A 12,707-nucleotide genomic window follows, 5' to 3' on the forward strand; every position below is an offset into this window, starting at 1 on the left:
CATGCCCGGTCGAGATCGCAAGGCGTCGCGCGCGTCGCTCGCGCAGCCGCGGCGCCGCTTCACGCTCGCCCGTCCTCCTCGCGGCCTGTGGGTCGAGGTCGAGCGCGGGTTCCACGTCGGCAACGAGCGGGGAGTGTTCCTCGGATCGGTCAAGGCCGCCGACCCCGAGCCCGGGTACCACGCGTTCGGTGCGACCTCGGAGCACGTCGGGTGGTTCGACGAGCTCGAAGCGGCCAAGTCGGCCGTGGTCGCGGCATCCGCTCTTCCGGCGGCGGGCGAGCTGACGCACTGAGGTTTCGCGGGGTGGGGCCCTTCGACAGGCTCAGGGACCCAGTCGCGCACCTGGGTTGCTGAGCCTGTCGAAGCATCCCCCGCGAGGGACCCGGTCGAGCGGCTGGGTTGCTGGGCCTGTCGACGCATCCCCCCGTGGCGCGACGATAGCGTCGTGGTGATGAGAAACGACCGCCCCGACCGCACCACGCGGCGCGCACGTCTCGCCGTGTCGGCACTGTTCCTGACCAACGGCGCACTCTTCGCGAACATCCTGCCGCGGTACCCCGAGATCAAGGCCGCGCTCGGACTCGACAACCTCGGCTACGGGATCAGCGTCGCCGCGTTCCCGGCCGGCGCGATCGTTGCCGGTCTCGCCGCGGCCGTGCTCATCCGTCGAGCCGGGTCCGCGCGGGTGGCCGTGATCGGCACCGTGCTCACGAGCCTCGGTCTGCTCTCCGCCGCGCTCGCACCGTCGGGCGCGCTGTTCGCGGTCGCGCTCTTCTTGGGCGGGGCATCCGATGCGATCACCGACGTCGCCCAGAACGCGCACGGACTGCGTGTGCAACGGCGTTACGGACGCTCGATCATCAACTCCTTCCATGCGATCTGGTCGATCGGAGCAGTCATCGGCGGTGTCATGGCGGCCGGCGCGATCGCGCTGCGGCTCCCGGTGGGGATCCATCTCGGCATCTCGACCGCGGTGTTCGCGACCGTCGCCCTGATCGCGCTGCGCTTCTGCCTGCCCGGTCGTGACGACGAATCCGCCGACGCCGCACCGAACGGAGCATTCGCAATCGTCCGAGGTCGCCCGTCGGCGCGCACCCTGCTGATGCTCGTCGCGCTCACCCTCATCGCCATGGCCGGGGCAGTCGCCGAAGACGTCGGCAACACCTGGGCGACGCTGTACATCGGCCAGGAACTCGGGGCAGCGGCCGCCATCGCGCCCCTCGGATTCATCGCGCTCGTCGGCGCGCAGTTCATCGGACGGATGCTGGGCGACCCCCTGACCGATCGCTTCGGGCAGCGCGCGGTCGCCCGAGCCGGCGGCCTCATCGCGGCAACCGGGATGACAGTTGCGCTCCTGTTCCCGAGCGTGCCCGGAACGATCGCCGGGTTCGCGGCCGTCGGGTTCGGGATCGCGACGCTCATCCCGGCGGCAATGCACGCCGCCGACGAACTCCCGGGGCTGCGCCCGGGCGCAGGGCTCACGGTGGTGTCGTGGTTGCTGCGACTCGGGTTCCTGCTGTCACCGCCGTTCATCGGATTCCTCGCCGAGACCGAGGGGCTGCGCGTAGGGCTCGTCGTTGCGCCGGTCGCCGCTCTCGTCGCGGTCGTGCTGGCTGGTGCGTTGGAGGGGCGCCGCATTCGGTAGGGGTGTCTCGGGGCGGGGCCCTTCGACGGGCTCAGGGACCCAGTTTCTGGGGCGGGGCTCGAAGCACCCCCACGCGGAGGAGATCTCGCCTAACTCAGGAGAGTTCGCGGCATCCGCTCCTGCGTTACGTGAGATCTCCTCCGCTGGTGCGCGGTGGGGCCCTTCGACGGGCTCAGGAACCCCCAGTGTCCGGGGCGGGGCCACGCACGGGAGAGGGGCCCGCTGGCGAACCTGCGGGCCCCTCTCCGTGCACTCAGACCTGCGCGCCTCGGCGACGGATCATCAGCCCCGCGCCGGCGAGCAGTGCCAGGATGCCGAGCATCCAGAGCAGCGATGCCTCGCCGCCCGTCGCGGGCAGCGTGCCCTCGTCGGAACCGGTGCCGTCACCGGCATCCGTCCCGTCGCCCGGGGTGACGGCCCCGCCGCCGCCCGTGCCGGGGTCGGTCGGGTCGGCCTGCGGCGCCACCGTGACGATGCTCTGCGCGGTCGCCGTCGTGCCGTAGTCGTCGGTCACCGTGTAGACGAGCGTGTACGCGCCCGCCGACGGTGCGACCATGCGCGCCAGGGCTTCCGTCTGCACGAGCTCGACCTCGATCCGGTCGGTGAGGTCGACGCCGTTCGCGTCCTTCGCCGAGACTCCGGCGAGCTCGTCGAACTCCTCGCCCTCGACGACGGTGCGGGTCGGCGGGACGCCGCCGAACGTCGGCTCGACCGCGGTCACGGTCACCGTCCGCTCGACGACCGTCTCGTTGCCGGCCAGGTCGGTCACCCGGTAGGTGAGCGTGTAGACACCGGGCTTCGTGGTGTCGACCGTGCCCTCGACCGTGATGGCCGACGTCACGTCGCCGTCGATCTCGTCGGTCGCCGAGACGCCCGCGAGCGGCTCGAACGGCTGACCCTGCGCCACCTCGGACTCGGCGGGCAGGCCCGCGAACTCCGGACCCTTCTCGTCGTCGGCCGTGCGGGTGAGCGTGACCTCGTCGATCACCTTGCGATCCATCGTCTGATAGGTCGTGAGGGTGATCGCCTCGGGCGTCACATCGACGTCGGTGTACTGCGGCTGGTTCGACTGGTCCTTGATGGCCGCCTCGGGAGACGACGCGTCGAGACCGTAGAACTTGCTGCCGCTCGAGGAGTTGCCGGTCACGTACAGCACCTGCCCCTCCTCGGCCGCGAGGGTCACGCCCGACTTCTCCTGCGCCTCGAGGTCTCCGGCCGGCGTCGTGCCGTCCATGAGGTAGCTGCGCGTATAGATGTGGTCGTGACCGGCGAGCACCAGGTCGACACCGAGTTCGCTGAACACCGGTGCGAGGGCCGCACGGCGCTCCTTGACGTCCTGCTCCACGGAGTGGAACGCGGCGGAGTACAGCGAGTGGTGCATGACCACGACGATCCAGTTCGCCTCGGCGCCCTGCTCCTCGACCACCTGACGCAGGAAGGCCGCGTGGTCCTCCTCGTTCGCGCTGCGCGCGTTGGTGTTGATGTTGAGGTAGAGCACGCCGTTGTAGGTGTACCAGTAGTCGCCGCCTGCACGCCCGTCGATGCCCTCGTACCCGTGGATCTCGGAGCGGTTCGGGGTGAAGAAGTGCGAGTTGAACTGGTCGGACTGGTTGTCATGGTTACCGATGGTCGCCGTGAAGGGCACCTGCTTGAGCAACTCGGGGGCGATCAGCGAGGCGTACTCGTCTTCGGAACGGTGCGTCTCGATCTGGTCACCACCGCTCACGATCATCGAGGCATCCTTCTCGTACTGGTCGATCTGGGTGAGCGATGCGGCCCAGCGGTCGCGGTCGTTCTGCCAGCTGCCCGACGCACCGATCTGCGCGTCCGTCAGGTAGACGAAGCTGTACGACTCGTCGAACGTGCCGGTCCACAGCTCGTACGAGCGCGACCATCCCATCTCGTCGTTGCCGACCCGGTACAGGTACGAGGTCTCCTCGGCCAGGCCGTCGATGATGACCTGGTTCGAGTAGCGACCGTCGCGCGCCTGCGCGGTGGTGGCATCGATCGTGCGCGCCTCGGCGACCGGGAACCCGGCGCCGGTACGAGCGGATGCCGGTGCGACCTGCACCTGCGCGGCGATCTGACGGTCGGTGTAGAACGTCAGGTTGCGCTGCGTCTCGTCGGATCCGACGTGCAGGAGCACGTCGGAGATCGCGGCGGGAGCACCCTCGGCGGCGATGGTGAGCGACTTCAGCTGCATGAACACGTCGGAGCTCGTGGCGTTGGTGTTGTGCACCTGCACCGTGATCGTGTTCGTGCCCGCCTGCAGGACGGATGCCGGAACCGTGAACGCACCGGTCAGCGGAGCCGTGCCGTTGTCTCCGGCGTAGACCATGTTGCTCGGGCCGTTGCCGATGCGTGCATCCGCGAAGCCACCGACGAGCGTGCCGTTGACGTAGACGCGCGCGGCGTCGTCGTAGGCCAGCTCGCCGTTCAGCTGCGTGATCTGCGCGAGATCAGCGGCGTCGATGTCGAACGTCGTGCGGAAGAAGAACGCCTCCGTGTTGGTGGTGCCCGCCTTGTACTGGGTGACGAGGGTGTTCGGCGTGTAGCCGCCCCCCAGGTCGCCGATCGCGCCGCCCTTCGCCCCGAAGCTGACGGTGCCGGTCTTCCACGACGAGTCGTCGTAGTCGGCGGCGGTCCAGCCGGTGTGGGTCGGAAGGCCCGCGGCGGGGTCGTCGGCCGTGTCGTGGAAGCGCCACACGGTGTCGGCGCTCGTGACCGCGGTGCCGTCGATCTCGATCGGTGCCTGCACGGTCGGCTCGGTGGGCTCCTGCGCGTCGGGACGCACGGGAAGCGCGGGCTCGCCGGGCTCGGTCGTGTCGACCGGGCGCAGGGCGACGTCGAAGACGTGCATGATGCCCTTCGACACGTCGTTCGGCAGGGTGACGCTCGCGACCTGCTTCTTCGGGTCGAGCGGAACGACCGCCGTCGCGAAGAGGTTCGGCTTGGCGGTGTCGGAGCCACCGCTGAGCGTGTTGCGCTTCGTGAGCGGCACCAGGCGGATGTTGCCGGGCTCGGCGCCCGTGTTCGTCCAGTCGGTGAGACGCACGTCGACCTTCTTGGTCGTGCCGTCGGAGTACGTCACGAGAGCGGTGCCGCGCGACGGTCCGTTGGTCGCGAGACCCAGGAACGAGATCCCGGATGCCGAGACGTCGCCGAAGTCGAGGACCTGGCCGTTCGGGATCCAGTGGTCGACCTCGCCGGCCACCGTGTCGGGCCACGTGAATTCGACACCGGTCTCGCCGAGCGGGAGCTTCGCCCCGCCCGTGACGCCGGCCGCCGCGAGGTCTTCACGCGAGAGACCGATGCCACCGGCATCCAGCCCACCCATGTTCACCGCGCCGTCGGACGTGATGCCGACCGAGTTGCGGCTGTCGCTGCCGTCGCGGAACGACGGGGGCACGTCGCCCTCGCCGGTGCCCCACGTTCCGGCCGTCGCGCCCATCGTGAAGTCGAGCGTGCCGCCCGAGCGCGCGAAGTCGGCGGGCAGCCACGACGCGGTCTGCGCCTGACCGTTCACCGACAGGCCCGTCGTATAGCGACGGTCGTCGCCGGCGCCGGGTGCGTCGATCGTGATGGTGCGGTCGGAGCCGATCGAGGTGATCTCGATGTGCTCGAACATCGGCGCCGAGACCAGCAGGTCGGCGGTGCCCCAGATCGCGGGCATCAGACCGATGTTGGCCCAGACGTACCAGGCGCTGAACGAGCCGAGGTCGTCGTTGCCGAACAGGCCGTCCGGGTCGGTCGTGAAGAGCTCGTCGGCCGCGCGGTACAGCGTCTCGGTCGTCTTGTGCGGAGCCTGCAGCCAGTTGTACACCCAGGGGAGGCCGAAGCTGGGCTGATTGGCGATGTACGCCGCGTCGCTGAACGCGCCCGCGTCGAGGTCGCGCAGGATGTGGTCGAGCTGCTCGGTCGCGGCGTCCTCCCCGCCGCGCAGGTCGATGAGCTCGGCCATGTTGTGCGCCACGTTGAAGCCGTACTGGTAGCCGGTCGACTGCTCGAACTGCGCGCCCTGGGTGGTGAGCGAGGTGTTCAGGAAGCCGTTGCGGTTGCGGGCGTCGATGTGCCCGGTGGCCGTGTTGAAGATGTTCTTCCAGTTCTGCGAACGGGTCGAGAACTGCTCGTACGCCGCCTCGTCCCCGAGGCGCTTCGCGAGCTGCGCGATCGCGAAGTCGTTCGTCGTGTACTCGATCGTGCGCGAGGTCGCGGCGCCCTGCTTGTCTCCGTCGATCCATCCGTGGATGCCGTACATCACGGCATCCGATCGTCCGGTGTTCGTCATCGGCAGCGTCTGCGTCGCGAGCATGGTCTCGAGAGCCTTCGCGCGGTCGTAGTCGGTCGAGCCGAAGTCATCCGTCGCCGCGACGATGTTCTGCAACGAGTCGCCGCTCATCTTCGTCTGGATCTGGTTGTAGGTCGGCCAGCTCGTCCACTTGCCCGACTGCGTCACCATGTCGACGATCGACTGGTTGATGTCGCTCGCGCGGTTCGGGAAGAGCAGGGCCACGAGCTGCGACTGGCCACGGTAGGTGTCCCAGCCCGAGAAGTTCACGTAGAAGTCGCGACCCTCCTCGACCTGGTGCAGCTGACCGTCGTAGCCGGTGTAGGTGCCGTCGACGTCCTGGAACGTGTTCGGGTGCAGCAGCGAGTGGTAGAGCGAGGTGTAGAAGGTGATGCGGTCGCGGTCGGTGCCGCCGGTCGCATCGATCGACCCGAGGGCCTCTTCCCACGTCGCGCGCGCCTGGGCGCGGGTCTGGTCGAAGTCGAGGGCCGCGGTCTCGGCCTGCGCGTTCGCGCGGGCGCCGTCGACCGAGACGTAGCTCAGGCCGATCTTGGCCGTGACGTCGGCGCCGTCGGCGAAGGTCAGGTAGGCGCCGGCGCCGTGCTTGGTGGCGGCGGATGCGTCGGTGCCACCCGCCTGCACGCCTGCCGGCGTCCAGGTGCCGAACGACTCGACCGGCTGGTCGAAGGTCGCCGAGAAGTAGGCGGTGTACTGCGAGCCGCCGTTGCAGACGATGTTCGCCTTGACCGAGCCGGAGAGCTCACCCGTCGCCGGGTCGAAGGCGATGTCGGAGGCGTGCACCTGGTTGTTCGACCCGCCGGCTTCGAACAGCAGCGTCGAGGTCTCGGCTGCGGCGTCGAACGAGTAGCGGCTCACCGCGGTGCGGGTCGTGCTGGTGAGCTCGGCCTGCACGTTCTCGAGGCCGATGGAGTAGTACCCGGGCTCGGTCTCTTCGTTCGCGTGGTCGAAGTCGAGGAAGTACTCGCCGATCGCGCTCGCCGGGTTGCTCGGCAGGGCGCCGTCGCTCAGGGCGCCGGTGAAGGGGATGACCGGGAAGTCGAAGCCACCGAAGTTCGACCGGCATCCGGTGCCCGAGAGGCGGGTCATGCCGAAGCCGCGGAGCTGATCGGCGTTGTACTCGTAGCCGCCGTACTGCTGGCCGTTGCCGGTCTCGAAGGTGGTCGGGCTCGACTGCACCATGCCGAACGGCACGGTCGCGCCGGGGTAGGTGTTGCCGTAGTGGTCGTTGCCGCGGGCGGTGTTCTGGTCGTTCATCTCGGTGCCGATGAACTGGTCGACGGCCTCGAACGGGGTGAGGGTCGAGACCTCTTCGGCGTAGGCGGCGGGCGTCACGAGGACGGACGACGCCGTGAGGGCGGTGATGACTCCGGCGGCGAGGGCCGCACGGCGCCTTCTCATGTGTCGGCCGGGGGCGGCCGAACGCATGGGGGGCATGGATTACCTCCGTGTGGTGGGTGGGGAGGCGTTGCCCACATATCTGACAACGCTGTCAGGAACACTATGGAGGTTTCTGGACGGGATGTCCAACAAAAGGTGAACGTTTGGGGTGGAGGTGCGCGGGGTGGGCCCTTCGACAGGCTCACGGACCCAGTCACTCAACTGGGACCCGGTCGAACAAGTGCTTTGCTGAGCCCCAGAAACTGGGTTGCTGAGCCTGTCGAAGCAGCTCGCCCCGCGGCATCCGTCCGTTACTGGGCGGTGTAGCCGCCGTCGACGAGGTGGTAGCTGCCGGTGACGAAGCTGGCGGCGTCGCTGGCGAGGAAGGCGATGAGGTTCGCGACCTCGTCGGCCTGGCCGAGGCGGCCGATCGGGTGCTTGCTCACGAGGTATGCCTTCGCCTCTTCGCCCATGGTGGCGAGCAGCGGGGTGTCGATGAAGCCGGGGCCGACCGAGTTCACGCGCACGCCCTGCGCCGAGTACTCGAGCGCGGCCGACTTCGTCATGCCGACGACGGCGTGCTTGGCGGCGACGTAGGCGGGCGAGTTCGCGAAGCCGACGCTGCCGAGGATCGACGCGATGTTGACGACCGAACCGCCGCCGTTCGCGAGGATCGCGGGCAGCTGCGCCTTCATGTTGCGGAAGACGGCGTTGAGGTTGATCGAGATGACCTTGTCCCAGGCCTCGTCGGTGTACTCGGCGGTGGGGGCGGATGCTCCGCCGATGCCCGCGTTGTTCACGCCGATGCGCAGCGGGGCGAGGGAGTTCGCGAGTTCGACCGACGAGGCGATCCAGGCCGGGTCGGTCGCATCGCCGACGGATGCCTCGGCGACGCCGCCCGCGGCACGGATCTCTTCGACGACCGCGTTCGCGTGCTCGGCGTTCAAGTCGTTCACGACGACCGCGGCGCCGTTCTTCGCGAGGAGGAGGGCGGTGGCCTTGCCGATTCCGCTGCCTGCTCCGGTGACGATCGCCGAGCGGTCCGAAACGTCGTACTGAGCCATGAGTGGGCTTCTTTCCCGGGCGGGCACTGCTTCCGGGAGATCTTCTCGGGACGGTCCGTCCTTCTCTTCAGCCTACGCCCGAATGCGACAGGTGGATTCGCGTGAATAGAGTTTTTGGGTGGTGTTCGGCATCCGTCCTCCCATCACGGAGTTCTCCTCCCGGGCGGGGCGGGGTGGGGCGCTTCGACAGGCTCAGCGACCCAGTTGTGGGCTCAGCGACCCAGTTGTGGGCTCAGCGACCCACGCGGCTCAGAGCACTGGGTCCCTGAGCCTGTCGAAGGGTCCCGCACGAGGCACCTCAGCGGATGCGGGCGATCTGCAGCTGGATGCGGGCCGTGTCGGGGGTGTGCGCGAGGAGCGTGTCGGCGACCCGTCGTGCGGTGTCGACGCTGCTGTCGTCGACCGAGGTCGCGATGCGCGTCGACACCGTGGTCACCTCGTCGCGGTCGGTCGTGACGAGCACGTCGGCGACGGGGCCGTCGGCGTCGGTGGCGGATGCCGCGGCGATGACCTCCGGAAGGCGGGCGAGCAGGGGCCGGGCCGTGAAGACGTTCGTCACGCCGGGGATGGTGCGCACGTGGCGCGCGAGGTCAGCGGGCTCGCCGGGGGTGATGAGGCTCATGACGCATCCTTGCTGTCGGTGTGGATGTCTTCGACGGAGATGTTGACCGCGGTGACGTTCAGGTCGGTGTGCTTCGCGAGCGCGGCATACGCCACCTCGCGCAACTCGTCGGTGAGCTTCTGGATGGAGGTTCCGAAGCGCACGGATGCCGTGAGGTTGATCTCGACCGGCGCCCCGAGCGTCTCGGCGTCGCCGACGATCTCGGTGCGGCTGACGAAGACGCCGTCGATCGCGTCACCGCTGTCGCGCAGCAACGCGCGCACCGCACCCTCGGTCACGGTGATCTGCACGCGCGGGTCGGGGTGGCTGATAGGCAGGCTGCGCCCGGCGTGCAGCTCTTCCTGGATCGAGGTGAAGATGCGCTCGAACCAGGATTCCGGCGGGGCGGGGAGTTCGGCGGCATCCGCATCGATGAGGTCGCGTGAGAGGCGACCGACGCGCTCCAGCGCCTCGAGGGCGTTGAGGCAGTCGGGGCAGCTCTCGATGTGCGGGTCTGCCGGCGTGCGATCACGGTCGAGGTAGTCGGAGAGCTCGTCGATGGTCGTGCCGCAGTCGAGCGCGGCATCGTGGTCGTGCGCGGTCATCGCCAGCCTCCCATCTGGATCGTGATGCTCGATCGGGCACGGGAGAGGAGTCCTCTGACCGTGCTGGGTGAGGTGTCCATTTCCTCTGCAATCTCGGCGTAGCTGAGTTCTGCGACCTGTCGCAGCAACCAGCACCGTCGTTGGTCTTCGGGAAGTGTGTCCAGCGCTTGCGACAGGGCCGCGAGCTGGGCGTTGCGGATGGCGATCTGCTCGGGTTGGACGCTCTCGTTATGAGGGGCATCGTAGCCGGTGAGCGACGCATCCGAGGGGCGCTTGCGCAGGTGCGCGAAGGCCTCGCGGCTGGCGATCCGCATGAGCCACGACTTCACGGCATCCGGGTCGCGCAGCGAGTCGAGCTGCCGCCAGGCGGTGACGAGCGCGTTCTGTACGACGTCGTCGGCCTCGCTCAGCGACCCGACGACCCGTGACACGTAGGCGCGCATCGATCCGGCGTAGCGCCGCACGATCTCGCGGAACGCCGCCGAATCCCCGTCGACGGCGCGGTGCACGAGCACGCGGTCCGAGACCGCTGCCAGGCGCCCGCCCGGCGTTCCCGATGCCTGTGCCATCGGTCCTCCGAAACTTCTTCAGAAGTTTTTTGTGACGAATCCCACGTTCCGTCGCTCTTACTTTTGAGCGACGCTAATCGCTCCCGGTGCGGCCCGGCGAGGGCTTGCGTCCGGAACTCGGAAGAGATAGGACTCGTCATGGCAACGCAGGACCAGAAGAACACCGTCGCCACCCCCGCCGAGAAGGAGCTGTCGAACGGCACGCCCTCCACCCCGGCCGTGCCCGCACCCCGGGTCGACCGTTCGGCCGGTTTCTCGACGTCGCGCATCCCGGCGGATGTGGATGCTGCCGGCACGACGACCATCGCCGAAGGCGTGGTGGCCAAGGTCGCCGGCATCGCCGCCCGCGAGGTCGCCGGTGTCTACGCGCTCGGTGGCGGCGGAGCCCGCGCCTTCGGTGCGATCCGCGATGTGATCAACGCCACCGACCTGGCGCAGGGCGTCAAGGTCGAGGTCGGCGAGACGCAGGCCGCCGCCGACATCACCATCGTCGTCGAGTACCCGGCGCCGATCCAGGATGTCGCGAACAACGTGCGCGCGGCCGTGGCCGGTGCGATCACCCGCCTCGTCGGTCTCGAGGTCGTCGAGGTCAACGTCGAGGTCAATGACGTGCACGTGCCCGGCGACGACACCACCGACCACGACGAGTCGCGCGTCTCATGAGCGCCACCGCCACCGGTGCCCTGATCGGCGCCCTCCTCGCGTTCGCCGCCCTGATGTTCGGGTTCTGGGGGTTCCTCCTCACGGCCGTGTTCGTCGGGATCGGCGCACTCGTGGGGCGCATCGCCTCGGGCAAGCTCGACGTCCGCGGACTCGCCGACGTCTTCACGGGGCGGCGCACCTCCTGATGCGCGTCGACCGGATCGTCTCTACCGGTGCCGGCCCGACCGGGCCGGCCACCGGTGGCGAGGCCGTCGCCGGCCGCGTCGTGGTGCGCGAGCGCGTCTATCGGACCGTGGCGGAACAGGCATCCGCCGCACTGATCGGCGTCTCCCGCGGTGACGTGAAGGCCGATGTCGTCGAGCGCGGAGCGGGTCTCGCCCTGCGCATCTCGTCACCGCTGCCCGTGCCGGATCTCGCCGACACGGCGGCGATCGCGGCGACCACCCCGGTGCTCGAACGGGCCCGCGAGCTGCAGGAACAGCTGCAACAGAACCTGACCGGCGTCTTCGGACGCGAGGTCACCCGGATCGCCGTCACCATCACCGGCGCCATCATCCCCGAAAGGAGGCGTGTGCGATGAGCACTCCCGCTCTGCGTCGCGTCGTCCGACGCGAGACGCACTCGCCGCGCACGGTCGCGATGTTCGTCGCCGTCGTGCTGCTGGTGCTGGCGCTCGCGTACGTCGGCCTCGAGATCGTGTTGAGTCTCGCCGCGCAGCCCGCGCTGCTGGTCGGACCGGGCGCTGCTGCCGGATGGCTGATCGGGTTGCCGACCTTCCCGGCCGGACTCGTGATCGCGGGCAGCGTCGTGCTCGCGCTGATCGGACTCCTCTTCGTCGTGCTGGCGGTGACCCCGGGGCGGCTGTCGAAGCACACCCTCGAAGCGGGGGACCGCGCGATCGTCGTCGACAACGGCGTGATCGCGAGCGCCCTCGCCCAGCACCTCGCCGAAGAGACCGGTATCGCCCGCGACGACATCACCGTCGGCGTCGGCCACCGCAGCGTCGACGTGACGATGCGCCCGGGTGCCGGCATCCCCCTCGACCGTGCCGAGGTGCAGTCGGCCGCCGAGGCCGAGCTGCAGACCTACCGTCTGACCCGCACCGTGCGCACGCACGTGCGAATCGAGCGCCCCATCGAGAAGGAGGACGAGCTGTGAACGCCACCAATCGTGCGCTGAATCGCGTGCTCCTCCTCGTGATCGGGTTGCTGCTGCTCGCCCTCGGTGCGGCCGGCATCGCGATCGCGAGCTGGCCCACCGCTGCCGAGATCTGGAAGGAGGCGGGTCGGAACGCCGAGTCCTGGTTCGACCAGGCGGGCGCCGCGACACGCATCGCCGGAGGTGCAGCCTCGTGGATCGGCATCGGCGCGCTCGCCGCGGTCGTCGTGGTGATCGTGCTGCTGATCCTCGCGCTCGGCAGCGTGATCGGTCGGCGGTCGAAGACGGCGATCCGGTCGTCGGGCGCGCAGAACGCGCTGGGGCGGGTCACGGTCACCGAATCGTTCGTGTCGGATGCCGTGAAGAACTCGCTCGCGCGACGCGACGAGATCCTCTCGGCCAGCGTCACCGCGAACGACATCCGCCGGGAGCCGGTGCTGCACGTGTCGGTCACGCCGCGGCAGAACACCGATCCGCGGGAGCTCGTCGACCACGTCGACCAGTTGCTCACGAACCTCGCGACCCTTACCGGCCGCGACACCGCCGCCTACGTCTCGATCCACACGGGGCTCCGCGCGCGGCTCGCCCACGATCGGCGGAGGTTGTCGTGACGGCATCCGCCCGCTGACCCGGGCTGAACAGACTCATCACCGGTCGCGATCGGCCGGGCGATGAGACGGCGGGAGCAGCATCCCGCCGTCGGAATCACCACCACA

12 protein-coding genes are annotated in these 12,707 nt (G+C 69.2%); 7 read left to right on the forward strand and 5 right to left on the reverse strand.

The annotated features are described in order from the left end of the window. The first annotated feature begins 1 nt into the window (after nt 1). Together ACFY9N_RS00980 and ACFY9N_RS00985 are read left to right on the forward strand one after the other, a co-directional pair. Nucleotides 2-292, forward strand: coding sequence for a hypothetical protein (locus tag ACFY9N_RS00980; protein WP_391476318.1), 291 nt, complete (start codon nt 2-4; stop codon nt 290-292). Nucleotides 293-451: 159 nt separating this feature from the next. Further along, a complete protein-coding gene (locus ACFY9N_RS00985; protein ID WP_391476319.1) occupies nt 452-1,645 on the forward strand; it encodes an MFS transporter in 1,194 nt (397 codons plus the stop codon). Between the two features lie 253 nt (nt 1,646-1,898). On the opposite strand, the gene ACFY9N_RS00990 is transcribed toward ACFY9N_RS00985, so the two are convergent. The 5 genes from ACFY9N_RS00990 to ACFY9N_RS01010 form a co-directional block, all read right to left on the reverse strand. Further along, nucleotides 1,899-7,352 carry a GH92 family glycosyl hydrolase gene (locus ACFY9N_RS00990; protein WP_391476321.1) on the reverse strand — a complete coding sequence of 1,818 codons (5,454 nt, stop codon included), beginning with the start codon at nt 7,350-7,352 and terminating at the stop codon, nt 1,899-1,901. 290 nt (nt 7,353-7,642) lie between these two features. Next, nucleotides 7,643-8,395, reverse strand: a complete 753-nt coding sequence (locus tag ACFY9N_RS00995; protein ID WP_391476322.1) for an SDR family NAD(P)-dependent oxidoreductase — start codon at nt 8,393-8,395, stop codon at nt 7,643-7,645. Between the two features lie 298 nt (nt 8,396-8,693). Continuing rightward, nucleotides 8,694-9,017 (reverse strand): hypothetical protein, encoded by a 324-nt coding sequence (locus tag ACFY9N_RS01000; RefSeq protein WP_391476323.1) that lies wholly within the window; start codon nt 9,015-9,017, stop codon nt 8,694-8,696. Further along, nucleotides 9,014-9,601, reverse strand: a complete 588-nt coding sequence (locus tag ACFY9N_RS01005; protein ID WP_391476325.1) for an Asp23/Gls24 family envelope stress response protein — start codon at nt 9,599-9,601, stop codon at nt 9,014-9,016. Before ACFY9N_RS01005 ends, ACFY9N_RS01000 begins: the two co-directional genes overlap by 4 nt. Then, the gene (locus ACFY9N_RS01010) at nt 9,598-10,170 is read right to left on the reverse strand and encodes an RNA polymerase sigma factor (RefSeq protein ID WP_391476326.1); all 573 of its coding nucleotides are present in this window, start codon (nt 10,168-10,170) and stop codon (nt 9,598-9,600) included. Before ACFY9N_RS01010 ends, ACFY9N_RS01005 begins: the two co-directional genes overlap by 4 nt. Before the next feature lie 138 nt (nt 10,171-10,308). On the opposite strand from ACFY9N_RS01010, the gene ACFY9N_RS01015 reads away from it, so the two are divergent. From ACFY9N_RS01015 to ACFY9N_RS01035, 5 genes are read left to right on the forward strand one after another with little or no spacing between them, the layout of a single operon-like run. Further along, a complete protein-coding gene (locus tag ACFY9N_RS01015; protein WP_391476328.1) occupies nt 10,309-10,833 on the forward strand; it encodes an Asp23/Gls24 family envelope stress response protein in 525 nt (174 codons plus the stop codon). Then, nucleotides 10,830-11,018: a DUF2273 domain-containing protein gene (locus tag ACFY9N_RS01020; RefSeq protein ID WP_391476329.1), complete on the forward strand. Its 189-nt coding sequence runs from the start codon at nt 10,830-10,832 to the stop codon at nt 11,016-11,018. Before ACFY9N_RS01015 ends, ACFY9N_RS01020 begins: the two co-directional genes overlap by 4 nt. Continuing rightward, a complete protein-coding gene (locus ACFY9N_RS01025) occupies nt 11,018-11,413 on the forward strand; it encodes a hypothetical protein (protein ID WP_391476331.1) in 396 nt (131 codons plus the stop codon). Before ACFY9N_RS01020 ends, ACFY9N_RS01025 begins: the two co-directional genes overlap by 1 nt. Continuing rightward, nucleotides 11,410-11,991 (forward strand): DUF6286 domain-containing protein, encoded by a 582-nt coding sequence (locus ACFY9N_RS01030; RefSeq protein ID WP_391476333.1) that lies wholly within the window; start codon nt 11,410-11,412, stop codon nt 11,989-11,991. The genes ACFY9N_RS01025 and ACFY9N_RS01030 overlap by 4 nt, the downstream gene beginning before the upstream one ends. Beyond that, nucleotides 11,988-12,602 (forward strand): hypothetical protein, encoded by a 615-nt coding sequence (locus ACFY9N_RS01035; RefSeq protein WP_391476334.1) that lies wholly within the window; start codon nt 11,988-11,990, stop codon nt 12,600-12,602. The genes ACFY9N_RS01030 and ACFY9N_RS01035 overlap by 4 nt, the downstream gene beginning before the upstream one ends. Nucleotides 12,603-12,707: the final 105 nt, after the last annotated feature.

The organism is Microbacterium sp. NPDC008134 (assembly GCF_042957055.1).
Lineage (GTDB): Bacteria > Actinomycetota > Actinomycetes > Actinomycetales > Microbacteriaceae > Microbacterium.